Consider the following 25322-nt stretch of genomic DNA (forward strand, 5'->3'; position numbering starts at 1 on the left):
GCTATCGGTTAAGTCGACATCAATCCTACTAGCAATGCTACGATGAGCATAAAGCTAAAAATCATAATGTAGAGCAAACCAAACAGCAGAAAGCGCCAAATAGTTGCCCAGTACCCTGTTTGATAAAAGTTCTTTTGTGCATAAAACAGATAGAGTATTAAGCCAAAGAAAACAAACCAACCGAGATGCAGCACTTCCAGTATTGGCACCAGATTCACTAATTGATGCCACCCTAAATACAAAAGGATGATGGCGAACATGAAGCTGTGGCTGTGAATCAGCAATACTAGGTGCTCTACATACAAGCGTTTTTTAAATAGATAAAAAAGGCTCAGCAATAAAGCAAATAGGGGTAGTGCAAACAAGACGGTTTGTGGAATCACCTCTATCATATTTTGGACGATGGAAAGTCCCAGCGCGCTGCGCGCGGCTTTCTGCTTATCTTCAGGTAGATAGGAAATGTTGTGGTAGGTTTCACACAATTTATCTATCCGTTCTTCCAGCGCCTGGTCAAGCCAGTTAGGCCACAGATGAAATACGTCCTTGGCTTCGGATTGACAATTGAGCGCTAGAGCAACCGGGTCAGTTTCCTCTGTGGCAGCCTGAGCTTGCGCATTGTCTATTGCTTGCAGTACCTGAGGGTTTAAAGCAGGGTTATCACCAAACTGCTCTTTTGCGTCGGTTAATGCTTCCTGGACTTCGGCTCTTTCCTGTTCGGTCAGGTTATTGCCACCAATCTGAACATTGGTGACATTGAAGCCGCCAGCTTTGGTCATTAAGAGGAAGATGATAGACAGAATTAGATAAAGCTTGATTGGCGTGACGTAGTGATTCTTATGATGAGAATTGCTGAAATAGTCGCGAGACAGGGCGCCAGGCTTAGCCAGCATCCTTGCCGTTTTGAAAACCTTGGAGTCGTAGTTTAGCCAGTCTTCGACAAACTCAACCAACAGTTCTTTGATGGTTCTTTGTGGGCGAAAGGTCTTTTGCCCACATTGATTGCAAAATTTACCAGGATTTTGGGATTTGGATTGATTCATTGCTACTTCCTTGCACGGACGTTTCTACTGGTAGGACGCTATCTCTTAACTCTATAACACCAAAGTAATGTAGCAAAATTACGATGATAAACAACAAGATAGATAAACCGATACGCCAGCTGAGCGCCTTGACCAGTTTTCTGCTCGATTCTTCGTCGCCCTTACCCAAAAAGAACAGCCCTCTAAAAAGGCTGAATAATATGGCGAGCATCAATATAATGAGTAAAATTTTAATCCACATAATCTGATTCTTTGCTTTTAACCAGTCCGCCAGCGGCAGATCGTATTTTATAGGTACTAGAGCCGCATTATACGCAGATTGGCCATAAAAACAGAAGCAGTAGAATGTTAAGGGCTTGTTTTGTCTAAACCTTTGTTTCAAATTTCGCTAGCTGGGCGCCTCTTTGCCCCGACCCTGATCCCTACCATTGCCTTTTTATTGCTGTTGCCAGTTTTATTGCGGTTGGGAGTCTGGCAATTGGATCGTGCTGAAGAAAAACGCCAGTTGATAGCTAATCTCGAAGCAAAATCCAGCGAGCAAAGTATCAGTCTTGAGCAAGCGCTGCAATTAGACAACCCGGATCAGACCAAAGTCACGGTAGCCGGTCAGCCGGTTAGCGATGTGTATTTGGTTGTGGACAATCAAAAGCATGAGGGACGATTGGGTTATGAGGTTTATGCCCTGTGGCAAACTGAGTCTGGCTCTTCGGGCAAGCTGCCGAAGTATATATTGGTGAGCCGGGGTTGGCTTCCGCGTCGGGACTTTTATGAAAAAGTGCCAGATATCCATAAATTTACGGATAATCAGCTGTCAGGCCAGCTCTATTTCTCGAAAGGTTCTAATCAAGTTGTGGCGCAAAACGCTCAGTGGCAAAAGTTTGATGATGCCTGGCTAATTGGCCAGTTTGATCTGGAAACTCTTGCAGAAAAAGCAGGCGAAATAGGGTATTATACCGCTCCTTTTGTGGTCAGGCAGCAGGCAGATCCCGGCTCGCCCTTTGTCAGGCAGTGGGAGTTGGTGGCCAGTCCTCCTGAGAAGCATATTGCCTATGCGGTTCAGTGGTTTGGTATGGCGCTGGTTCTGATCATTTTATTCATTGTGTTAAATCTAAAGCGAGAGAGACAAGATGAGTCAGCAAACGGTTGACCCGAAAGTACGCAGTCAAAACCGAAAAGTCGTTTCAGCTCTGGTTCTGGTATTTGCCGCTCCAGTCATTCTGGCCTATGTGGCCATGCATATGGGCTGGTTCCATATGGCGACCAAGAATAACGGCACCCTTTTGCAAACACCTTATCCGCACTTCGATCAGTTTGAGTGGTTCGGTGTGGATGATGAGCCGTTGCATTTCAGAGATTTCGAAACTCAGTGGTGGTGGGTTTATTTCCCTGAGCAAAATACTTGCGATGAAGCTTGCGAATTGAATATTCACTGGCTGACGCAAACTCACGCGACTTTGGGTAAAGAGTCTGACAAGCTGACTCGTTTAATCGTTTTCCCTGACGATATCATTTATGAAGATCAAGTGCAGGATAGTGAACAGCTTCGCCTGGCGCGTGGCAATGGCCAGCCGACTATCGGTGACGGTGCCCAGCTGGAAGCGGGTAATGTGTATTTGATGGATGTGCATGGCAATATCTTTATGCGCTACGAACCCGTCGCCAATGAACAGGAAGCAATCATGCGCAGCAAAGGTCTGCGTGATGATGTACGCCGCGCCATTAAGACCACAGGTTTGTAAGTAGGTACTATCAATGCAAAAGAAAACATTACGTAAGTTTGCGATTTTTGCCAGCGTACTGGCTTTGTGTGTGATTTTATTGGGTGCCTGGACTCGTTTGAGTGATGCTGGCCTGGGTTGTCCTGACTGGCCGGGTTGTTACGGTCATTTCACAGTGCCGCAAGACGCTGAATATATTAAACAGGCCGAGGTTAAATACAATCAGGTTTTTGAGGCTGATAAAGCCTGGCCTGAAATGATTCACCGTCACTTTGCTAAAGCGATTGGCCTGGTGATTATCATTCTCTTTGTTGGTGCCTGGAGAGGGCGTCGCAAGGATCCAACCATTCCAGTCTTATTACCCTCTATTTTACTGCCATTGGTCATCTTTCAGGGCTTGCTAGGTATGTGGACAGTAACTTTAAAAGTGCATCCGTTTGTGGTTATGTTGCATTTGTTGGGTGGCTTCTCAATCATATCGCTGCTGTTTTTATACATCCTACAATTAAGACCGAAGATTGTTTCTTTGTCGGAGGTGGTCGCCAAGAAGTTTAAAAAGTTGGCGATGGTCAGTTTTGTGCTGGTGATTCTGCAAATCGCGCTGGGCGGCTGGACTGCAGCCAACTATGCAGCAACTGCTTGTACCAAGTTACCATTCTGTAATGATGGCTGGACGCAAAATGTGGACTTTAAAGGCGGTTATGATTTGTGGCAGAAGGGCTTTGAGTTTGATGAGTTTAAAGCGCTTGAGCAAGAAAAATTCGAAGCGGATTTAGCCAAAGCTCAGGGCGAGTCTTTTATCAATTACGAGGGTGGCGTTCTAAGTCACGAGCAAAAAGTCGCGATTCACGTCAGCCATCGTATTGGTGCTTATATTGTCTTTTTAGTTGTTGGTTTATTGGCTTTCTTGATGATTCGCGAAAGAGACAGCGTGCTGATCCGTCACTTTGGACGCGCCTTGGCACTGGTTCTGATCGGGCAAATGCTGCTCGGCTTCAGCAATATTATTTTCGCATTACCCTTATATGTGGCCGTTGCCCATAATGGCGGTGGTGTCATCTTATTATTAACGTTAATTGCAGTTAACTTTTTGGTCAGTTGGCAATTTAAACAACCAAAACAAGTGGGAGGCAAGCATGGCTAATTCGAATCAGCATACCCAAACTACAGAGGGTGCGCCGAAAAGCCAAGGTCGTCCTATCACCTGGCGCGATTATTACGAGCTGACAAAACCGAAAGTGGTTTATCTGTTGGTTTTTACCGCGGTAGTGGGTATGTTTCTGGCCAATGATGTGACGCAAAGCTGGTTTCCGCCATTAAACGCTTTAATCTTTGGCACTCTTGGTATTGCCTTTGCATCAGGTGCTGCAGCGGTGGTCAATCATGTGGTTGATGCACGCATTGATACCATGATGGCGCGCACCATGCAGCGTCCGGTAGCGCAAGGTCGGGTCAAGCCTCGCAATGCGGTGATATTCTCGAGCGTGTTGGCGATTGTTGCAATGGCCATGTTGTGGTTCCTGGTTAACCCATTAACGGCTGTGCTAACGCTCGGCGGTCTGGTCGGTTACGCCTTTGTCTACACCATGTTCCTGAAGCGTGCCACACCACAGAATATTGTGATTGGTGGTCTGTCGGGCGCGATTCCGCCGCTACTCGGTTGGACGTCGGTGACCGGTTCGGCCGACCCGCATGCTTGGCTACTGGTGCTGATTATTTTCACCTGGACGCCGCCGCACTTTTGGGCGTTGTCGATTCACCGCATCGAAGATTATGCCAAAGCGGAAATTCCGATGTTGCCAGTCACTCATGGAGAAGATTTCACCAAGACCTCGATTGTTCTGTATACCGTCCTCTTAATCTTGTCGACATTACTACCTTACCTAACGGGTATGAGTGGCATTATTTATCTGGTTGCTGCAGTGGGTTTAGGGCTTTGGTTTTTGTATTACACGGTGGTACTTAAGTATCGTGAGCGTGAAGGCATTGCCATGAAAACCTTTGGTGTTTCCATTGGCTATTTGACCTTCTTATTCGCATTCTTATTGATCGACCATTATGTCGATCCCTTTATTAACTTTTAATCTAGACTAGAGGCTAACATGCAGAAAAATTCAGCATTTGCCAGAATGATTTTTATTATATCGGCAGTCCTTGCGCTAGTGGCTGGTGTTATGTCCTATCAGCTATTGTTTGCACCAAAAGAAATGCAAATGATGCGCACCTTTGGTGAACCGCGTGCGATAGCACCGTTTGAGGGCAAGACCCATAACGGCGAAACCTTTAATCAGGAAAGCTTTGTTGGTAAATGGAGCATTGTCTTTTTTGGCTTTACCACCTGCCCAGATGTTTGCCCAACAGCGATGAGCAATATCAACCAGGTGATGCAAAAACTTCCAGAAGATATTGCAAGTTCTACTCAGGTGGTGATGGTCTCAGTCGACCCAGAGCGCGATACTCTGGAGCGATTAAATAAATACGTTCCTGCTTTTAACAAAGACTTTATTGGTATCAATGCTGGTTTAGAAGAAACCCGCAAGCTAACTGAATCCATCGGCGTGACCTTTTATAAGATACCTGGTCATGATGATCCGGATAACTATCTGGTTGAACACACCGCACGCTGGTTTATAATCGATCCACTAGGTCGTCGCTATGCACTGCTTACTCCAGATGAGGTGTTACCGGGCGAAGATTTGGTGAGTACTGTGGCAAGGGATTTTGAGATCTTAAGGGAACAGTCAGAGTTTTAATCTCTGTCTTTTGATTGTTGGCTGAATTTGAGCAGTAATTAACAGTGATTTTTCGCTACTCAGCGAGCTACTTTTCTTGCGTGACCAAGAAAAGTAGCCAAAAGAAGGGCACCCCGTTATTTAGGTCATTCGAAGAATGACTTCCTTCGCAAAACTAAAGCCACTTAACGCACCGCGACATACATCACGTCCCTGTGCTGAATGTAGCTATTCAAATCGTCCAGATTTGAATAGCTATGTCTTTATTTTTTCTCAGCTAAATATAAAGGGGATTAAAGAGCGCAATCCTCGGCTTGAGGACAGATTGCCCGGCGAGTGGCGAAACCTCCATCCAAAGATTATTCATCAGTCCAACACTAATCATCAAATACAACATGAAACTCTGGACCTATAAAACCTTAAAACAAGACCTAACCCGTCGTAATCAGCACTCGGCGATTTGGCGTATTGCGTTGCCGATGTTGTTGTCGAATATGACGGTGCCTTTGGTGGGGTTGGTGGATTCGGCGGTTATGGGCCATTTGCCGGAGCCATTTTATCTGGCTGCGGTTGGTTTGGGTGCGGCTTTGTTTACGTTTATTGTCTGGACCATGGGTTTTCTGCGGATGATTACTACGGGCCTGGTGGCGCAGGCTTATGGTGCGGGCGATCATGTGGCGATCCGGCAGTGGTTGTTTTTATCTTCTTTGCTGGGATTGTCGGTGGCATTGCTGACCCTATTGTTAAATCCTTGGCTGATTGAGTTAATTTTATGGTGGATTGAGGGTTCGCCTGAGGTGGAGTCGAGTGTTCTGACTTATTGGAATACTCGAATCTGGGGATTGCCGTTTAGTTTGCTCAATGCGGTGATGATTGGCTGGTTCCTGGGTATGCAGACTGCGCGTATTCCGTTCTGGATGCTGCTGATTATTAACCTGTTAAATGTAGTGCTCGATCTCTACTTTGTGCTGGGGCTGGGTATGACCGTTGAGGGCGTAGCTTTAGCCAGCGTGATTGCCGAGGCCATCGGCTTTGCGTTTGGTGCCTATCATGTGGTGCGCCTGTTGGCCAAATATCCCGTCGCTGAGAAATTTAAACTGGCCTGGCATAAACTTAAACGCTTACTCAGCTTGAATGGCGATTTACTGATTCGAACCTTAGCGCTGGAGCTGGTGTTCTTTACCATTCATGCGCGTGGTGCTGAGCTGGGCGATGAGGTGATGGCGATCAATGCCATATTGCTGAATTTCCTGCTGTTAATTGCTAATGGCCTGGATGGATTTGCCAATGCGGTGGAGGCTTTAGTAGGTAAGGCGATTGGCCGCAATAATTGGCGAGATTTTCGTTCCAGCGTCAATGTCGGTGGCCTCTGGTCGTTGCTGGTCAGTGTGCTTTTTGCTTTGGTGTTCTGGTTATTTATTGAAGAGTTTATTGGCTTAATTACCACTATTGATAGCGTGGTGGAAGCCTCTGAACCATACCATTTGTATATTATCTTTATGGCGTTGGTATCAGTCTGGAGCTTCTGGCTGGATGGTGTCTTTATTGGTGCCTCGCAAATCAGTGCGATGCGTAACTCGATGCTGATCGCAGTCATTGTCGGCTTTGTGCCTTTGTATTTCCTGACCAAGAGCTTTGGCAACCATGGCTTGTGGTGGGCTTTTTATGCCTTTATGCTACTGCGAGCACTCAGTTCGGTGCTATTCTTAAAAATCGGTATTCGAGCAGGTGCTTACATTACGCTGGATAGCGAGCCACTACAGGATAGGAGCTAAGGATTATTAATGCAGGTTGCTTTAGTAAGATTATCCGCAATTGGTGATTGCACTCTGGTTTTGCCGGTAGTGCGTGCTTTATTAAGACAGCAACCTGAATTGCAGCTGCATTGGATTATTGGGAAGGCAGCTTATTCATTATTAAAAAACTCCACCCATCCTCGCCTGCATTTTATTCCCATTGATAAGCCTAACAGCATTGCTGATTACCGGACATTAAAAAAAAAATTAGCATCGATACCTTTCGATGCAGTTTTAGCAATGCAGGCAAGTGCTCGCGCCAACTTGATTTATCCTCTGCTTAACTGCCCGCGTAAAATTGGTTTTGATAAGACTCGTGCTCGTGATTGGCAATGGTTATTTACTAACGAAAGAATAACCTTTGCTGAAGAGCATCTGCATGACAGCTTTAAGCGTTTTGCAGAACAGTTAACTCACTCCAGACTTGAAGTGACTACCGATGATTGGTTAATCCAACTGTCTGATCAAAGTCGACAGTCGACTCTTGAATTTAAGTTGCCCGAACACTTTGTTGTTATTAACCCTGCGGCAAGCAAACTGGAACGGTGCTGGTCGGTGAATAGTTATGTGCAATTGGTTAAAGAGATTAAACAGCAATATGACTTACCGGTAGTTTTAACTGGTGGCCCGGATAAGTTAGACCATGACCTTGCACAAGAGATAAAAAGTCAGATAGAGGTCATTAATTGCGTGGGTAAAACCAATTTACAGGAGTTGGCTGCTATTTTGCAGAACGCAAAAGTCTGTATTGCTCCCGATACTGGCCCAGCGCATATCGCCAATGCTGTAGGAATTCCAGTTGTCGGTTTATATGCGGTAGCGCCAAGTAAGTTATCGGGGCCTTACCTTAATCAGGCTTACACTTTGGATAAATTTGAACAGGCAGTAAAGCAGTTTCTAGGTAAAGAGGTGAGTCAGATTGCCTGGCGAACGCGGGTGCACAGCCGCCAGGCAATGGATCTGATTAGTGTCGACGAAGTGATGGTGATGCTCGATACTATCTTAAGATGAAAATTGTTATACCTTCATCTGATATTGTTCGATAAACAACTCGCGACAACGTTGACTATCCTTCAATAAAGCAATCGCTTCCATCATCTGCTGACGATCTTTCTCGCGCAACGATTCTTTAAGTTCACGATCAAAAAATTCGCAATTTGTTGGGTTTAGCAGAATAAAGGAGCCGTTTGGCAAAATCTGAATATTGGTTTGTCGAATATCCTTCAAATAAACCCCTTCACTATGCAGATGCCTTAGCCAGCTTCCGAGCAGTATAGCGGTTGGTTCATGACGATCCGCTGGGATATGGCTCAGACTGACGCCGGGAACTTCAAGGTAGCGCAACATATAAGCATTACGCTCTTCGCACAAAGTAAATTCTTGCGGGGTGATGGTGTAAAAACCACGGAAGGTAAACAGTGAGCATTTATCCAGCATCCGCTTCAGTTCTTGACGAGTAATATCAATTGCCAGACTGGTGCGACGCGGGAAGATATTAAGTAACTGCCCATCAAAGGTACGTACCAGCTTCGGTAACCCATCTTGTCTGGTTAATACTTTACCGGCACTTATGCCGCCATCGTGTTGTTCAGCGCTAATCGTTTTTAGTTTAGGTGGCTTTTGTTTATAGATAGTGCGCTGACCTTCCGGCAAGGTTTTGAAGCGGCGGTGAACCCAATAATATTGCTCGGGTGCTTGCATGATGCAGGCTTCAAGAATTTTATTGGCCATGGTGCAATCAATCTCATCCTGGCCAGTGAACTCAACTTCCGGCAAGACCTCGACGATCATTTTGCCTTTGCGGTCTTTGTGATAACTGACTGGCAGTACAATGGCATTGCCAAGTTTTGTGATGCGCATTGGCGAATTTAGGGTCGCCATTGGATTGCCAAAGAAGGGTGCAAAGACAGTAGCTTTGCGGCCCATATCTTGATCAGGCATAAACCATAAATTTTTACCGGATTTCAGCCACTTGCCAATTGAGCGAATATCGTTGCGGCCCATGGTTTGGGTGCGGTTATTTCGCCCTTTTTGAATATGATAATCGAGCGCGGGGTTTTTGTTGGGGCGATAGAAAGCGGCAAATTCCAGGTAACGTGACATAATGGCGCCCGATAGTTCCAGGCTGGTGTTGTGATAGCCTAGAAAGAAAATTCCACGGCCAGTCGCCTGCGCCTTTTCATAATGTTCAAGGCCACGAATCTCGTGATATTTTTCCAGCTTGTTAAAAGGTTTATACCAAGCCAGGGCTAATTCAGCAAACCCCTCTCCTAGCGCCAAAAAATGCTGTTTACACAGCTTTTGACGTTCCGAGTAGCTTACATTGGAAAAGCAGTAGCGGAGGTTGGCTTCGACAATGATGCGACGGCTCTTAACACGGTATAGCAGACGGCCTAACTGACGCCCGCAAGCAATAACAAACGGATAGGGCAGCTTTGCGAACAGTTTCAGTAAGCCAAAGGCTAGGCCAATGAAGAAAGACGATACTTTGCTGGGTTTTTTAGCCAAGAGATTCAAATCATTAGAAAATTTGCATCATTTTACCCGTAAAGCGGACCATTATAAAACCGCAGATTTTGTAAACCGCTTTTCTCATGTAATACTAAGGCCCTTTTTAAACTTCTCTAATAATAGATGAAAAAGCATTTTATCTTACATGGCACTATGTTTATGGCGCTTGGGGTAGCGTTAGGGGCAGTGGGTTCGCACGCACTAAGCTTGAACAGCGATATGCAAAGGCTGTTCGAACTGGGTGTCCAGTATCAGATTTACCACGCTTTAGGCCTGTTGGCGGTAGGTTTCGTCTCTGGCTTCATAGCACATGGCAAAGGCGAGTTGGCTGGATGGTTAATGTTTGCGGGTATATTGGGCTTCAGCGGAGGCTTATATTTTTACGCATTGACGGGCAATGACCTGATCCGTAAAGTAATCCCTCTCGGCGGAAGCCTTCTCATAATAAGCTGGCTGGTCTTTTTCTGGGCCGTCTTAGTCAGTAAGGTCGATAACAAGAATTAAGTTTAAGTACCTGTATCAACGAATGGGGTAAGTTGATGGTCAAGGAACAGCTATTACAACATCACCGGGATAACTTCTGGGACTGGTCGTGCGTGTTTTATGAGGTAACTCAGGCGAAACCGTTGCTGCTTAAGTTACAAGACAGCTATCAACTGAATGTAAACTATGTTCTTTTGGCCTTATGGGCGGAAAAGCGGGGCATTGCTATGGATGCAGTGATCTGGAAGAAGGTGATACGTGATGGCCAGCAAGCGACTCAAGCCGTTTCAGGGCTTCGCAACAGACGCAGGCAGGCAAAACATCTAGGGCAGAAGGATGAATATAAAAAACTGTTGGCTGTTGAGCTGAAAGGTGAAAAACTGGTTCAACAACAAGCAATTAAGAGTCTGCTGCCGTTCTGGCCGATCGTGCCTCATTCAGTTGAACCAATGAGTAATTTACGGCTCTATATTCAAACTCAGGCTCAGTCGCGACTTGAAGCGGATGAAGCATTACTGGAAGCTTCTGAACTAGGAGGCATAGTTCAAAAGTTACAGGTTTAGACCTCGCATTTTGTAGATAACTCCTGCACAATGCCTGTTTTTCAACCACTATTTGGGGAAAATAAAGTGAGAAAACTAACGATGAAGAAAACAACATTAGTGCTAGCTTTGAGTGCTGCATTAGTAGCATGTGAGCAGTCCAACGATACAGACTCAAAAAAATCAGAAGATACTCAGCAAGTTACTGAGTTTAAAGGCGAGTACGATAAAACAGCCTATGCGATTGGGGTCAACTTCTCGACTCAAATGGGACAGAATTTTGAGTCACTAAAAGAATATGGCGTTGAAATTGATCCTCAGATTGTTGCCAAAGGTATCAAAGATGGCTTTGCCGGTAATGCACAGTTAACGGATGATGAAGTGGCTGAGGAAATGGATGCCTTCCAAACTAACTTGAATACTAAAATGGAAGAGCATCAGGCGAAGCTAGAAGCCGAAGCGCAGCAAGAAGCAGAGGCTAACTTGGCTACTGGCGATGCTTTTCGTGAAGAATATGCACAGAAAGAAGGCGTTGAAACTACTGAATCTGGGTTGATGTATCGTGTGATCGAGGCTAGCGGTAGCGAGGAAAGCCCAGTTGCAGAAGATACTGTACGGGTGCATTACCGAGGCACTTTCATTGACGGTAAAGAATTCGATAGTTCATATGAGCGTAAGCAGCCTATCGACTTTCCATTACGTGGCGTGATTCCAGGTTGGACTGAAGGCGTTCAGTTGATGAATGTTGGTGATAAATACGAGTTTGTGATTAAGCCTGATTTAGCTTATGGCGAGATGGATCGCGGCTCTATTCCGGGTAATTCGACACTGGTATTCGAAGTTGAATTGCTTGAAATTAATCCTACTGAGCCAGTTCAACCTGCAGAAGAGCCAGCTATTGATGAGCAGCTTGAAGAGCAAGTAGAAGATGCTGCCCAGGAGTTAGAGCAGGCTGCCGAAGCGACTCAGGAAACTGTTGAAGAAGTTTCCGAAGAAGTTAAAGAAGAAGTAAAAGAAGCAACTGGTGATGACCAGTAATTCGATGTAATAAAAGCGATGGCGGAAAAAAATATCAAAAGCTTTAAAGAGTTTTGGCCTTTTTATCTCGGCGAGCACCGCTTGCCGAGTAACCGCCTGTTTCATTATGTCGGCACTACCGCTTCATTACTGTTACTCATCTTTTTGATCGCGACTCAGCAATGGTTGTGGCTGCCATTAGTTTTAATTGTGGGTTATGGGCCAGCCTGGATTGGACATTTCGTGATTGAAAGGAATCGACCAGCAACCTTTACCTATCCTTTATGGTCATTAATGGCAGATTATAAAATGTTATTTATGGCAATGACGGGGCAGTTAAAAAAAGAGTGGCCGAAGTATTTTTGAAATAGTAATAGTTAATTGATTCACATAAAAAAGCCAGCTCAGAGAGCTGGCTTTTTTTTGCTATCTGCTAAGCCACTAGCTTTTAAGATGGCTGCTTTCTAATACAGTAACTTTTTCATCTGACTCAAGTAGTGGTCTTATGGCGTCAAGCAAATCAAGTCGATGCTCTGATTCAGCCCACACTTCCCAGGTATCAAATGAGTCCCAGCATGACATGACGATGACATGATTGGGGTTGTCTTTAACGTGAAAAATCTCGCCGGTTAAGAAGCCTGCGGAGTTGCTGGCTTTATTTTTTGCTTGGCGGATCAGTGCATGATAATCGTCAAGTTTACCTTCTTGAATCACTCGCTCGATAATAACTCGGATCATAAGAGCCTCAATTGTGCTTTTAGATTAAAGTGGTTTCGGTTGCTGGAAAGCTTTAAACAGTCTAAAGCCGAATACCAGCGCCGCTATGATGAAAATGATAAGCATCCAGCCGGGCATGGAGATTCCCCAGAAGCGCCAGCTGATTTTGGCGCATTCACCTGCACCGGTTAAAACGGTTTGAATGACTTCCATGAAAGGCAATATATCCATCATGTAATCAAGCGGAGCACCACAAGCAGGCGCCTCACCTTCGGGCAGGTTTTGCAAGTAGACGTGACGTCCAGCAATGCCAATACCGGCAAAGGCAGTCAGCAGGCCTAACATCTGGTAAATACGATTACTGATGGAGTTGATCGCAGGGTTATGAATGGCGTTAAGTAGTAACACTAGACCCATTGCAGCCACAGCCACACGTTGGAACATGCATAATGGACAAGGCTCAAGGCCATCGACGTACTGAAAATAAAGGGCCGTTACCAATAACTGATAACAGATGAAAGCACCTAAAAAGTTCCAGCCACGGTTATTTAAATTCATGTTTTATGCTCTATGTGTCGTTAGTTCACAGCACGCGAATAGCGCACACTACCTGCACTTTGGGCAAAGTGCAAGCAGATGTGCATTGCAATACTACTTAGGGCAATGCACGATTAAAAGTGTCAATTTGTAACCATTCGCTCGCGCGCTCTGTTGAGCCTGCTATTTCTTCAAAGCAGCTGCCAATGCATCAGCAAAAGCACCCTGTGGCTTATTTTGACCACGCTTGTTGGATTGGTTTCCTTTCATAGGGCCTTTTTTATGCGTTTTGCCATCGCGCTTCTGGGCTGGCTTTGAGGCTGCCTGAGCTTCTGGGCCTATCATTGAAAGGCTAATACGTTTACGTTGCATATCAACGTCCAGCACCCAAACCTTAACGATATCGCCAGCTTTAACCACTTCGGCAGGGTCTTTGATGAATTCGTTGGCCATCATCGACAAGTGAACCAGGCCATCCTGATGTACGCCAACGTCAATAAAGGCACCAAATGCGGTCACATTGGTGACGACACCTTCAAGTTCCATACCAATTTTCAGGTCGTTCAGAGTATCGACACCGTCTTTAAACTGAACCATTTTGAATTCAGGGCGAGGATCACGTCCCGGCTTATCCAGCTCTTTCAGGATGTCATTAACGGTATGCAAACCAAAGGTCTCATCAGTGAAGTCCTGGGCTTTGATTTGACGCAACTTATCCGAGTTGCCCATTAACTGATGAGCATCCTGCATTTCAAGCGTCTGCATCATTTTTTCAACCACTGGATAGGCTTCAGGGTGAACCGAAGAGCCATCAAGTGGGTTATCACCTTCACGAATACGCAAGAAGCCAGCTGCCTGCTCATAGGTTTTCGGGCCCATACGCTCAACTTCTAACAACTGCTTGCGGTTGTTAAAGCGGCCATTAGTATCGCGCCAGTTGACGATATTCTGGGCAATGGTTTTGCTCAAACCAGACACACGGGTTAATAACGGCATGGAAGCCATATTTAAATCGACGCCGACCGCGTTTACACAGTCTTCCACCACGCCATCCAGGCTCTTGGCCAGTTGGCTTTGGCTAACGTCATGCTGGTACTGGCCTACGCCAATTGACTTAGGCTCGATTTTAACCAGTTCCGCCAACGGATCTTGCAAGCGACGGGCGATTGACACTGCACCACGATAGGTCACATCGAGATCAGGAAATTCCTGTGCGGCCAGTGCGGATGCTGAATAGACTGAGGCGCCAGCTTCGCTGACCATGATCTTTTGTAATTTAAGTTGTGGTGCCAATTTCATCAATTCGGCTACCAACTTATCGGTTTCACGTGACGCAGTACCATTGCCGATACTGACCAGTTGGACCTTGTGCATTTCGCACAAGGTTTGCAGTTTGCGTAGCGACTGATCCCATTGGTTTTGCGGGGCGTGTGGGAAGATAGTGGTTTGAGTTAGTAATTTGCCGGTTTCATCAACAATCACCGCTTTGGTACCGGTGCGCAAGCCAGGATCAAGTCCCATTGTTACCTTGGCGCCAGCTGGAGCAGCCATTAATAAATCATGCAGATTACGGGCAAAAATGCGAATGGCTTCGGTTTCACCAAGCTCACGCACTTTGGCTAGTAATTCAGTTTCGAGATAAAGATGCAGTTTGATTTTCCAGGTCCAGAGTACTACCTGTTGTAGCCAGTGATCTGCAGCGCGCTTCTGATCTTTGATATTAAAATGCTCGGCAACCATTGATAAGCAAGGGTCAGTGGCTTCAGGATCTTTGATAAGCTCCTGATTAGAGACCATTTGCAGGCTTAAGATATTTTCATTGCGACCACGCAGTAAGGCCAGAATACGGTGCGAAGGAATGGTTTTGAATGCTTCGTTATGATCGAAGTAATCGGAAAACTTGATGCCTTCTTTTTCTTTGCCTGCGATCACTGTGGAGTGAATAAAGGCATTGTTCCATAAATAGTCGCGCAAGGTTTTTAGAAGGTCAGCATTCTCGGCAAACAACTCCATCAAGATCTGACGAGCACCATCCAGAGCGTCTTTAGTGGTTTCAATCTTGTGTTCCTGATTAAGGTACTTTTCTGATTCAATTTCAGGATCAAGCGTTGGGTTCTGCCATAAATCCATCGCCAGTGGTTCCAGACCAGCCTCGCGCGCGATTTGTGCTTTGGTGCGACGCTTGGGCTTATACGGCAGGTATAAATCTTCCAGTTCACTTTTGGTGGTAGCCGCAGTGATCGATGATTTTAATTCAGGTGTGAGTTTTTCCTGTTCATCGATACTCTTGAGTATGGCGGCTCGGCGATCTTCAAGTTCGCGCAAATAACCTAACCTTTGCTCAAGATCACGAAGCTGTGTGTCATCCAGTGCACCGGTGACTTCTTTACGGTAGCGTGAGATAAAAGGCACTGTAGAGCCTTCATCAAGTAGGCGAACCGCTGCTTCAACCTGTTGCGGGCGAACATTTAACTCTTGAGCTATCTGTTGGTTTATTTGTAACATCTTGTTAAGTGCTTATTGGGGAAAATATGGCGGCATAGTATAGTGCTTCGACACCTATGAAAAAAGAACAAAATGCCCAAGTCGGTTTTGACCCAGCGCTCAACTTTGAGTAAATAAGGGATAAAGCACTGAGGAGCATAGCTAATTGTTTGTTTTAATGGCCAATTATTGATTTTTAATACACGATAGAATGACAAGACAAAGAATGGCCTTTCTGATAAAAGTTATTTATGTAACTTGATAGAAAGTACAAAAAGTAGAAGGAATGTTGGGTTATGACTGAAGAAACTCCTAAAATATTAGTTGTTGATGATGATGTTCGCTTACGAAGTCTGCTGGAGCGTTATCTCAAAGAGCAGGACTTTATGGTCCGTACCGTTGAAAATGCTGAACAGATGGATCGCTTCCTCGAGCGTGAAAACTATCACCTGATGGTGTTAGATTTAATGCTCCCCGGTGAAGATGGTTTATCTATTTGTCGCCGCTTACGCTCTCAGAACAATCCAATCCCGATTATTATGCTGACCGCTAAAGGTGATGAAGTGGATAGAATCGTTGGTTTAGAAGTGGGCGCGGATGACTATTTGGCGAAACCCTTCAATCCGCGTGAGTTACTGGCTCGTATTCGTGCAGTGCTTCGTCGTCAGGCCAAACATATTCCCGGCGCACCAAGTAATTCCGAAACAGTAGTCAGCTTTGGTCGCTTTACTTTAAACCTGGCAACCCGCGAAATGACTGATGACGGCAATCCTATTTCATTAACCAGCGGCGAGTTTGCGGTGCTGAAATCCCTGGTTGAACATGCACGCCAGCCTTTGTCACGCGATAAGCTGATGAATCTGGCCCGCGGTCGTGATTATTCTGCCTTAGAGCGAAGCATTGATGTGCAAGTTTCGCGTTTACGTCGCTTGATTGAAGCCGACCCTGCTCATCCGCGCTATATTCAAACAGTATGGGGCGTGGGTTATGTGTTCGTTCCTGATGGTGGTGAGGCCTGATTATCAGGTCTTACTCTGTTCCCTTTAAAACCTCATTAAATAGCTTTCATGCGTATTCTACCTAAATCAGCATTTGGTCGTATTGCCGTATTGGTCGGTTGTTTGTTGCTGATTAATCAGTGGGTGTCCTATCTGTCCATCTCCTGGTATGTGGCACAGCCTTCGATGAAACAGCTGGTGCAGCTGCTTTCGGCGGATGTGAAAACTTCGCTTGAATTACAGGCTCTGGAATTCGAAGGGAAAATTGATGGCTCGGTGCGCCAGCAGATTATGGATAACCAGCGTATTCAGTTTATTTCCACGCGCATGGGCGAGCCAAAACAGCTCAGAGAAGCGCGCCCTTATAGCGTACTGACCGAGCAGTTGGCCGAGAGCCTTGGTGTCAGTGAGTCGCAAACCGAAATGCGGGTCGAAGAATCAGACAATATTTATTATTGGATCAAGTCGCCGCAACATACCAATGTCTGGTTAAGAATCGCGATGGACCCTTTCGAAGGCTTTTATATTCACCCGCCAGTGGTTTATATTTCCGTGATTTTGTTATTGAGTCTGCTGGGTGGCTGGATTTTCACCAAGCAGATCAGTCGTCCATTGCGCCGATTGGAATTTGCCGCGCGTGAAATTGGCCGCGGCGATAATCCCGGTCAGCTTAAAGAAGAAGGCCTTGAGGAAATGGTGACCGTAACCCGTGCCTTTAACCAGATGGCGCGTAATGTTCAACAGTTGGAGCAGGATCGTAATTTATTGTTAGCGGGTGTCTCTCATGATCTGCGCACACCATTAACGCGTATTCGCTTAGCCACCGAATTTATGGGTGAGGCTGACGATGAGTTGCGCGAAGGGATTGTACGCGATACTGAGGATATGGATCAGATTATCGATCAGTTCATTTCTTTCGTGCGCGATGGTCGTGATGAGCGCGAACAGCTCGGTGATTTAAATGCCTTGGTTGAAGAGTGTATCAAGTCGGTTCGCTTGCAGACTCAGGATATTAGTTTTGAGCTGGGGAAACTGCCTAAGTTGTATTTTAAGCCGCTGGCAATGAAGCGATTAATCACTAACCTAATCATGAATGGCCTGAAATATGCAGGACCGCCGTTAAAAGTAATCACCAAACTGGACAATAATACGATTCAGTTATCGGTTATGGATGAAGGGCCCGGCATCAAAGATGCTGATATGGAACATTTATTTCAGCCATTCTCACGCGGCGACTCAGCGCGCAGTGGCGGCGGTTCAGGTTTGGGCTTAGCCATTGTGCGGCGTATTGCTGAAATGCATGGTGGCACGGTCACTTTACATAACCGTGCCGAGAAAGGACTTGAAGCGCGTCTACAAATCCCGGTTCACTAAGTTATTGTTCTTTAAGCAGTTTGTTAACTAATCTATTGATTAGTTAACGGCTTCAGTTCCCTGATTGGTGGTGATCAATTGAGCAAGTTCCTGTTCAGTAAAGACTTCTTTCTTACTGCAAAAATCACACACCAGCTCGATTTTACCGTTATGCTCTTCGGCTAATTGCATCAATTCCTGTGGTTCGATGGTCAAAAGTGCACGTTCATTTCGCTCCCTTGAACAGCTACATTCGAACTTAATGGGTTTTGCATCATACAGGGTCACCTTATCCTGATGGTACAAGCGATACAGCAGATCGTGGTGAGAGAGGGTCAAGGCTTCCTCATCAGTAATGGTATTGGCCAGAGCCGTGACATGCTCAAAAGCTATTTTATTGTCTTTCTCCTGATTGTCTGCATTGGGCATAGCTTGCAGAAAAAGGCCAGTTATTCGGTCATGACCAACAAATAACTTAATATAAGTCGGTAGTTGTTCGGAGCTGGTGAAATAATCTTCTAGGCATTCGCCCAAGTTGTTTTTTTCCAGCGATACAATACCTTGATAACGCTGACCTTGTTCGGGCTCAATGGTTATCGCCAGTGTGCCGCCTTGCGTCCAATCTCTAAAGTTATAATCTTTAATGTCAGGATCTAACGGATGCATGACGCCTCGAATATGACCATGGTTATTGCATTCGGTTACCAGTAGTTTGACCTGAGAGGGGCTTTGTAGCTGTAGCGCTACTTTGCCTTCGATCTTGATAATGTCTGCCATTAAAGCTGTTGCAGCTAGCGCTTCACCGAGTAGGTGACGCAGGGTACTTGAGTATTGGTGTTGGTCGGAAATGGTCTGGAAGCTGTGCTCCAGGCTGATGATTTCTCCGCGCACGGGTAAATCAGCAAAAGTAAATCGTTGGATATGGTCTGACATTGGTTCTCTCTAATTACTCTCTTGAATCTAGGATGGCATTGTATAAATAGTAGTGTAAGTCGTAGTCTAAATCGTATTAGTCCTGATTCTGCTGTCGCAAAAAACGGTGGATCTGGCGGCGTTGTTTTTTATCGGGTTTATGCTCTGAGTGCGGCATCGACTTTCGTTGCACCGCCAACTCTTCACGTTTTTGTATGCTGTCTTCGGTCTCGCTGTAAAGCGCTTGCGCTTCTTTGGCGGGGCCTCGCTGTTCAGACAAGCCTTCTACAATAACGGTTTTTTCTGCAAAACCTTGCCTGATTTTTATAGTCATGCCGAGTTGAACCTGGCGACTGGGTTTACCTCGAACACCGTCACAGTGTACTTTTCCACCTTCGATAGCAGTTTTTGCGAGGGCGCGAGTCTTAAAAAAGCGCGCTGCCCAGAGCCATTTGTCTAATCTCACATAAATGTCAACTACCATCTTGAACCTTACTATTCTTTACAGTATCTTGCTTGCTTTCTCAGCCCCTGCATGGGAATATCTCGATTATAGGCGATCTTCAGGAAGGATGCCGAACAATTACGAGGGAACAATACGACTTTTCGTGACAACTGTAACTCATGAATCCTATAACTCATAAAATAAACCAGTTTGTGCAACAACGGGGTAGGTTGATTGCGCAGGTACTAGCCGTCTTATTGACTGTGCTAACCTTATATATAGTCGCAAAGCTGATATGGTTGTGGATTGGTTTTTTTCAACCACCACAGCAAACAGAGACTGTAGCTATAAACCAACCCCAACAAACGAAACGTGCGGCCGTTGATGTCAACAGGCTGGTGTCTCTGCATGTCTTTGGCGAGGCAGGGCGAGTCGAAGAAGAAACGATTCAGGCGGAAGAAACTCGCTTGAACTTGAAGCTTCTTGGCACCTATGTTTCGAATGATGCAGAATTATCCAGCGCTATCATCCAGTCCAATGGCCGTGATGAAAAAGCATACTTCATGAATGATAAGCTGGAAGTTAACGGTAATGTTGTTTTGCATAAAGTTGAAACCTTACAAGTCGTATTAAAAAATAATGGCCGGCTGGAAACTTTGACTCTTGAAGAACAGTTGAATCAGAGCGCATTGTCAGAGTCAGAAAGCAAAATGAAACCGGTAGATAGCGGTCAAGAGCGGACGATTGATAAGCGACGAGATAGTCGGTTATCTAGCGAGCTTGCGGATATGAAGGACAAGGTATTTACCGATCCACAGTCATTGGCGGACTTAGCCAAATTTGAGCAGGTAGTGGACGAAAGCGGGGTTGTTACTGGCTACAAGGTGGCACCTGGTTCAGATCCAAGAATGTTTGCCCGTATAGGTTTAAGACGCAATGACGTTATAAAATCAGTTAATGGTACGCAGCTCAATGAACAGGGGTTGCTGGGAATTGCCAATGAATTAACCAATACCGATTCCCTGGAAATAACAATTGAGAGAGATGGACAGCCCGTAACACTATTGTTGGGTTTGTCTGAGCTGTCACAGCAGCAAAAGCCAGATCCAAATGAGAGAAGAATCCAATGATACAGACACTCAAAAAATCCCGAATGAAACAGCTTGGTAATAACCTGACCATGACACTCTGTGCAGCAGGTTTGTTATTGTCTTCATTTAGTGCCAATGCCGAAAGGTTGAATGTCCGAGATGCCGATATTCGTGAAGTGGTTGAAACAGTTGCCAAGATCACGGGCAAGACGATGATCGTCGACCCGCGGGTCAAAGGTCTTAAAGTGACTATTATCACTGCCGGTAACGTCGATTACACCAAAGATCAAATTTATAATATTTTCGTATCTGCGTTACAGGTACACAAATTCCAGGCCATTGAAGCTAATGGAGTGGTAAAAATTATTCCGGATCAGCAGGCTCGCTCTGAATATTCGCCAGTCAATGTCGGTAATTTGGATGATTATGGTGACCGCTATATTACGCAAGTAATCCCAGTACAAAATGTTGATGCACAGCAGATTATGAATGTTTTGCGTCCCCTGGTATCTCCTACTTCTGGCCACCTGTTTGCAGTACAAGGAACCAATACCCTAATTCTTCATGATTCAGCATCGAATGTACGCCGTATAACTGAAATCATTGATCGTACTGATAAAGCCAACGATGAAGAAATTGAAGTGATTCCGCTTGAGCATGCCTCTGCCAGCGAAATTGTACGAATTCTTGAAAGCTTAAATCGTAGCGGTCGTCAGCAGCAAGGTAACGAAGTACAAGAGCCTCGTTATGTTGCTGATGAAAGAACTAATAGCATTTTGTTGAGTGCAAACGATCGACAACGCGTTCGTCTAAGAGCCTTGATTGGCAGCTTGGATCGTCCATTGAACTCAATGGGTAATACTAAGACCGTTTTTTTGAAATATTCAAAATCTGAGCAGGTAGCTGAGGTTTTATCGGGCATCGGTGAAATCAAGCAGAAAGAAGAAGCCGCTGCTTCAGGCCGTGCTGGAGCAGGAGGTGGGGGTGCCGTAGCAACACAGCGTTCTTTATATAGTATTCAATCCCACGAAGAAACCAATGCTTTGGTTTTGACCGCTCCGCCGGATATTATGCGTGAGTTTGACTCTGTTATCCGAGCTTTGGATATCCGTCGTAAACAAGTACATGTTGAGGCGATTATCGTTGAGATCTCGGACAATAAGGCCAAAGAGTTGGGGATTCAGTGGCTGTTCGCACCTGATGGCGGCAGTGCCCCTGGCGGTGTTGTGAATTTCACTAATACAGGAGCTGGTATTGGTAATGTAGCAGCCGGAGCTATTTCAGCGCGTGGTTCAGAAGAAGAAGTTTTTACTCGAGATCCTGAAACCGGCGAAATCACCGGAACTGAAACTAGACGTGTCGGCGGTGATAACGGTGCTGCACTCGCTGAAGTTTTAGGTGGCATGCAAGGCCTGGGATTAGGCGTTGCCCGCATCAGACCTGATGGCTTTAGTTGGGGTGCCTTTATTCGTGCACTAGAAGGCGTTACAGACTCCAATACCTTGTCACGTCCGAGTGTTACTACACTTGATAACGTGGAAGCCATTTTTAAGTCTGGTCAGGAAATTCCTATCATTACCGGCTCGACTCTAGGCGATAATAATTCCAATCCTTTCCAGAATGTTGAGCGTAAAGATGTGGGTGTGATGTTGAAGCTCACGCCACAAATCAACGAAGGCAATTATGTCCGTTTGGATATTGAGCAGGAAGTGTCATCAATTGCTGGTTCAACCAATGTCGATGTTGTAACCAATAAGCGTGAAGTAAAAACATCAGTGTTGGTACCGGATGGTGGCATGGTTGTTCTGGGTGGTCTGATTGATGATGATATTCAACAAAGTTCGCAGAAAGTTCCGATTCTGGGTGATATTCCAGTACTAGGGCATGCGTTTAAATCGCAGCGTACACAGAAAATCAAACGTAATCTGATGATCTTTATTCATCCAACTGTGCTAAAAGACGATGCGGAGTTGCGTGAGTTAAGTAGTGCCAAATACAGCTATATTCGTGCCCAGCAAATTGAGCAGGCCAATCGTGGTATCAGCTTAATGCCTGAAGAGGACTCTGAAGTTCTGCCAACTTACGATGAAGCTTTAGTATTACCTCCTACGTATGAAGCATATATGGAGGATGCCAGTGAAGATGAAGCGGAAAGCGAAGAGGCTGAAGAAAACTAATGGCTGAGCAAACGGCAACAGAGCATTCAAACGAAGAGCTAACAACGCAAGACAGCGCAAAAGGCGTTGGCTTTCGTCCTTTGCCCTTTAGCTTTGCCCGTCGTCATGGGGTCTTTTTGATTAAAACCGATGATGTCATGCAGTGCTTTATGCGTGAGGGTACCCCACCGCAGGCTTTGCTCGAAGTTCGTCGCCATTACCCGCATCGTTTTAAAATTGAAAAACTGGATGAGGCTGAATTTGAAAGCCGTTTGAGTGCTTATTATCAGTCGGGAACGGCAGATGCGCGTCAGACTATGGAAGATTTGGGCGATGAAATGGATCTGTTCCGTCTGGCCGAAGAGTTGCCAGAGACTGAAGACCTGCTTGAAGCCGAAGATGATGCACCGATCATTAAACTGATCAATGCATTATTAACCGAGGCGATCAAAGAGAATGCTTCGGATATCCATATCGAAACTTTCGAAAAAACTTTATCAGTTCGCTTCCGTGTGGATGGGGTTTTACGCGAAGTGTTACAGCCGAATCGAAAATTAGCACCATTACTAGTATCTCGTATTAAAGTAATGGGCAAACTGGACATTGCCGAAAAGCGTATTCCTCAAGATGGTCGTATCGCTTTAAGAATTGCAAACCGTGCGGTGGATGTTCGTGTATCGACCATGCCTTCAAGTTTTGGCGAGCGTGTGGTTCTGCGTTTATTAGATAAAGAAGCCGGTCGTCTGGAGTTCTCGCACTTGGGTATGGAGCCTAAGACCATGGAGTTCATGGGTGATTTGCTTCACAAGCCGCATGGCATTATTCTGGTTACCGGCCCAACCGGCTCTGGTAAAACAACCACTCTCTATGCAGGCTTATCCCTTCTTAATAATTCGACGCGTAATATTTTAACGGTTGAAGACCCTATCGAGTACCTGATCGATGGTATTGGGCAAACTCAGGTGAATCCGAAAGTTGATATGACCTTTGCCCGTGGACTGCGCGCTATTTTGCGTCAGGATCCGGATGTGGTGATGGTTGGTGAGATTCGTGATCTGGAAACGGCACAAATTGCCGTCCAGGCCAGTTTGACCGGTCACCTAGTGCTATCAACACTGCACACTAATACCGCAGTTGGCGCTGTAACTCGTATGCAGGATATGGGTGTTGAGCCGTTCTTGCTATCGACCAGTTTGTTGGGTGTTTTAGCACAGCGTCTAGTCAGGGTGTTGTGTCCTGAGTGTAAAAAGCCGGCACCTGCCAACCAGAAAGAATGTGAGTTGATGGGCTTTGATGCGACCAATCCTCCGACTATTTATCATCCGGATGGTTGTGAAAGCTGTAACTATCATGGTTATCGTGGTCGACAAGGTATTTATGAGCTGGTCATTATTGACGAGCAAATGCGTACAATGATTCACAATAATAACAGTGAGCAGGAAATGGAACGCCATGCACGTAAACTGACGCCAAGCATTCGTGCTGATGGTCGTAAGCGTGTTCTCGAAGGAATGACCACCGTTGAAGAAGTGCTACGTGTGACGCGGGAGGATTAATGGCCGCGTTTGAATATATAGCTCTGGATGCTCGTGGTAAGCAAAAAAAAGGGGTTCTCGAAGCTGACACTCCTCGCCAGATACGCCAGCAATTAAGAGAAAAAGATATGACGCCACTGGAAGTGGTGCATATCGGTGATGCGCAAAAAGCGCGTGAAAAAAGTTCCGGCGGATTCTTTAAGCCTTCCATTAAAGTTGCCGATCTTGCATTGGTAACGCGCCAGTTAGCAACGCTTGTTAAAGCTGCCTTGCCCATTGAAGAGGCGCTTAAAGCAGTTGCTGATCAAACCGATAAAGGCAAAGTAAAAAGTATTATTTTAGGCGTTAGGGCGAAAGTTCTTGAAGGCCATACCCTGGCAGATGGTATGACCGAGTTCCCTAATGTCTTTAATGAGCTGTATCGTTCCATGGTAGCTGCTGGTGAGCGAGCCGGTCACTTAGACAAGGTTCTCAATCGATTAGCTGATTACACCGAACGTCGCCAGAAAATTAACAGTAAAGTATCAGCGGCGATGGTTTATCCAGCGGTTTTGATCTTTGTTGCGATTGGCGTTGTTTCTGGGCTGATGGTGTTTGCGGTGCCCAAGGTGGTTGAGCAGTTCACCCACATGAGTCAGGAATTACCTGTTCTGACTAAGATTTTGATTGGTATCAGTGACTTTGTCATTAATTTCGGTCTTTATACACTGATATTACTGATATTGATGTTTATAGGGATGCGTTACTGGCTTCGTAATGAAGACAATAAACGCAAGTGGCACGCTAAGATTTTGAAAATGCCAGTATTTGGTCGCTTGTCCAGTAACCTGAACACGGCCCAGTTTTCCAGTACTTTAAGTATTCTGCATTCCAGCGGTGTACCCTTGTTAGAAGCAATGAATATTGGCGGCAAAGTATTGTCTAACCTAAAGATGCGACAGGCGGTAGCAGAAGCATCGATCAAAGTTCGCGAAGGTACCAGCCTGAAAGTGGCGCTACAGCAGTCCCGATTGTTCCCACCTATGATGATTCATATGATAGGCAGTGGCGAGGCCAGTGGTGAACTGGAGCAGATGCTGCAACAGGTCTCTGACAATCAGGAAAGTTTATTTGAAAATAGTGTCGATGTGGCACTCAATATTATGGGGCCGCTGATTATTTTAGCCTTAGGCGGCATGGTTATGTTTATTGTATTGGCTATGATGCTACCGATCTTTGAATTGACCAATTCTATTACAAGTTAATTATATTTTCG

At 45.6% G+C, this 25322-nt stretch carries 25 protein-coding genes; 17 read left to right on the forward strand and 8 right to left on the reverse strand.

The window, feature by feature from the left end:
- Positions 1-8 precede the first annotated feature (8 nt).
- Entirely contained in the window at positions 9-1040 is a 1032-nt protein-coding gene (locus ACN0VI_RS03240; protein ID WP_417445768.1) for a DUF3667 domain-containing protein, read from the reverse strand.
- On the reverse strand, positions 1009-1281 hold the full coding sequence (locus ACN0VI_RS03245; RefSeq protein WP_417445769.1) for a twin transmembrane helix small protein: 273 nt from the start codon (positions 1279-1281) through the stop codon (positions 1009-1011). The genes ACN0VI_RS03240 and ACN0VI_RS03245 overlap by 32 nt, the downstream gene beginning before the upstream one ends.
- Positions 1282-1401: 120 nt before the next feature.
- On the opposite strand from ACN0VI_RS03245, the gene ACN0VI_RS03250 reads away from it, so the two are divergent.
- The 7 genes from ACN0VI_RS03250 (at position 1402) to ACN0VI_RS03280 (ending at position 8297) form a co-directional block, all read left to right on the forward strand.
- Positions 1402-2187, forward strand: a complete 786-nt coding sequence (locus ACN0VI_RS03250; RefSeq protein ID WP_417445770.1) for an SURF1 family protein — start codon at positions 1402-1404, stop codon at positions 2185-2187.
- Positions 2168-2779: a hypothetical protein gene (locus ACN0VI_RS03255; protein ID WP_417445771.1), complete on the forward strand. Its 612-nt coding sequence runs from the start codon at positions 2168-2170 to the stop codon at positions 2777-2779. Before ACN0VI_RS03250 ends, ACN0VI_RS03255 begins: the two co-directional genes overlap by 20 nt.
- Positions 2780-2792: 13 nt before the next feature.
- The gene (locus ACN0VI_RS03260; RefSeq protein ID WP_417445772.1) at positions 2793-3902 is read left to right on the forward strand and encodes a COX15/CtaA family protein; all 1110 of its coding nucleotides are present in this window, start codon (positions 2793-2795) and stop codon (positions 3900-3902) included.
- Positions 3895-4842 carry a heme o synthase gene (gene cyoE, locus ACN0VI_RS03265; RefSeq protein WP_331892512.1) on the forward strand — a complete coding sequence of 316 codons (948 nt, stop codon included), beginning with the start codon at positions 3895-3897 and terminating at the stop codon, positions 4840-4842. The genes ACN0VI_RS03260 and cyoE overlap by 8 nt, the downstream gene beginning before the upstream one ends.
- 18 nt (positions 4843-4860) lie before the next feature.
- Entirely contained in the window at positions 4861-5511 is a 651-nt protein-coding gene (locus tag ACN0VI_RS03270; RefSeq protein WP_417445773.1) for an SCO family protein, read from the forward strand.
- 374 nt (positions 5512-5885) lie between these two features.
- Positions 5886-7265, forward strand: coding sequence for an MATE family efflux transporter (locus tag ACN0VI_RS03275; protein ID WP_417445774.1), 1380 nt, complete (start codon positions 5886-5888; stop codon positions 7263-7265).
- Positions 7266-7274: 9 nt separating this feature from the next.
- Positions 7275-8297 (forward strand): glycosyltransferase family 9 protein, encoded by a 1023-nt coding sequence (locus tag ACN0VI_RS03280; RefSeq protein ID WP_417445775.1) that lies wholly within the window; start codon positions 7275-7277, stop codon positions 8295-8297.
- 6 nt (positions 8298-8303) lie between these two features.
- On the opposite strand, the gene ACN0VI_RS03285 is transcribed toward ACN0VI_RS03280, so the two are convergent.
- Positions 8304-9794: a lysophospholipid acyltransferase family protein gene (locus tag ACN0VI_RS03285; RefSeq protein ID WP_331892518.1), complete on the reverse strand. Its 1491-nt coding sequence runs from the start codon at positions 9792-9794 to the stop codon at positions 8304-8306.
- 126 nt (positions 9795-9920) lie between these two features.
- Between ACN0VI_RS03285 and ACN0VI_RS03290 the strand changes: the two genes are divergently transcribed.
- The 4 genes from ACN0VI_RS03290 (at position 9921) to ACN0VI_RS03305 (ending at position 12205) form a co-directional block, all read left to right on the forward strand.
- Positions 9921-10301, forward strand: coding sequence for a DUF423 domain-containing protein (locus ACN0VI_RS03290; protein ID WP_331892520.1), 381 nt, complete (start codon positions 9921-9923; stop codon positions 10299-10301).
- A 35-nt stretch (positions 10302-10336) separates the two neighbouring features.
- Positions 10337-10843: a TIGR02444 family protein gene (locus tag ACN0VI_RS03295; protein WP_331892521.1), complete on the forward strand. Its 507-nt coding sequence runs from the start codon at positions 10337-10339 to the stop codon at positions 10841-10843.
- An 81-nt stretch (positions 10844-10924) separates the two neighbouring features.
- Entirely contained in the window at positions 10925-11860 is a 936-nt protein-coding gene (fkpA, locus tag ACN0VI_RS03300) for an FKBP-type peptidyl-prolyl cis-trans isomerase (protein WP_417445776.1), read from the forward strand.
- An 18-nt stretch (positions 11861-11878) separates the two neighbouring features.
- Positions 11879-12205, forward strand: coding sequence for a DUF962 domain-containing protein (locus tag ACN0VI_RS03305; protein WP_331892523.1), 327 nt, complete (start codon positions 11879-11881; stop codon positions 12203-12205).
- A gap of 75 nt (positions 12206-12280) precedes the next feature.
- On the opposite strand, the gene ACN0VI_RS03310 is transcribed toward ACN0VI_RS03305, so the two are convergent.
- The 3 genes from ACN0VI_RS03310 to ACN0VI_RS03320 form a co-directional block, all read right to left on the reverse strand.
- A complete protein-coding gene (locus tag ACN0VI_RS03310; protein WP_015781338.1) occupies positions 12281-12577 on the reverse strand; it encodes an antibiotic biosynthesis monooxygenase family protein in 297 nt (98 codons plus the stop codon).
- 24 nt (positions 12578-12601) lie between these two features.
- Positions 12602-13114 (reverse strand): disulfide bond formation protein B, encoded by a 513-nt coding sequence (locus ACN0VI_RS03315; RefSeq protein WP_417445777.1) that lies wholly within the window; start codon positions 13112-13114, stop codon positions 12602-12604.
- Positions 13115-13276: 162 nt separating this feature from the next.
- Positions 13277-15598: a Tex family protein gene (locus tag ACN0VI_RS03320; RefSeq protein WP_417445778.1), complete on the reverse strand. Its 2322-nt coding sequence runs from the start codon at positions 15596-15598 to the stop codon at positions 13277-13279.
- A 275-nt stretch (positions 15599-15873) separates the two neighbouring features.
- Between ACN0VI_RS03320 and ompR the strand changes: the two genes are divergently transcribed.
- Entirely contained in the window at positions 15874-16596 is a 723-nt protein-coding gene (gene ompR / locus ACN0VI_RS03325; protein ID WP_015781335.1) for a two-component system response regulator OmpR, read from the forward strand.
- Between the two features lie 48 nt (positions 16597-16644).
- Positions 16645-17949 carry a two-component system sensor histidine kinase EnvZ gene (envZ, locus tag ACN0VI_RS03330; RefSeq protein WP_417445779.1) on the forward strand — a complete coding sequence of 435 codons (1305 nt, stop codon included), beginning with the start codon at positions 16645-16647 and terminating at the stop codon, positions 17947-17949.
- Between the two features lie 39 nt (positions 17950-17988).
- On the opposite strand, the gene hslO is transcribed toward envZ, so the two are convergent.
- Both hslO and hslR read right to left on the reverse strand, forming a co-directional pair.
- Positions 17989-18861, reverse strand: coding sequence for an Hsp33 family molecular chaperone HslO (gene hslO, locus ACN0VI_RS03335; protein WP_417445780.1), 873 nt, complete (start codon positions 18859-18861; stop codon positions 17989-17991).
- Positions 18862-18937: 76 nt separating this feature from the next.
- Positions 18938-19324, reverse strand: a complete 387-nt coding sequence (gene hslR / locus ACN0VI_RS03340) for a ribosome-associated heat shock protein Hsp15 (RefSeq protein WP_417445781.1) — start codon at positions 19322-19324, stop codon at positions 18938-18940.
- A 140-nt stretch (positions 19325-19464) separates the two neighbouring features.
- Between hslR and gspC the strand changes: the two genes are divergently transcribed.
- The 4 genes from gspC to gspF are packed head-to-tail and all read left to right on the forward strand — an operon-like array spanning position 19465 to position 25311.
- On the forward strand, positions 19465-20415 hold the full coding sequence (gene gspC, locus ACN0VI_RS03345) for a type II secretion system protein GspC (protein WP_417445782.1): 951 nt from the start codon (positions 19465-19467) through the stop codon (positions 20413-20415).
- Positions 20412-22553, forward strand: a complete 2142-nt coding sequence (gspD, locus tag ACN0VI_RS03350; protein ID WP_417445783.1) for a type II secretion system secretin GspD — start codon at positions 20412-20414, stop codon at positions 22551-22553. Before gspC ends, gspD begins: the two co-directional genes overlap by 4 nt.
- Positions 22553-24088, forward strand: coding sequence for a type II secretion system ATPase GspE (gene gspE / locus ACN0VI_RS03355; protein ID WP_331892932.1), 1536 nt, complete (start codon positions 22553-22555; stop codon positions 24086-24088). Before gspD ends, gspE begins: the two co-directional genes overlap by 1 nt.
- Positions 24088-25311, forward strand: a complete 1224-nt coding sequence (gene gspF, locus ACN0VI_RS03360) for a type II secretion system inner membrane protein GspF (protein ID WP_331892933.1) — start codon at positions 24088-24090, stop codon at positions 25309-25311. Before gspE ends, gspF begins: the two co-directional genes overlap by 1 nt.
- Positions 25312-25322 lie beyond the last annotated feature (11 nt).

Origin of the sequence: Kangiella sp., assembly GCF_048265365.1 — a bacterium.
Lineage (GTDB): Bacteria > Pseudomonadota > Gammaproteobacteria > Enterobacterales > Kangiellaceae > Kangiella.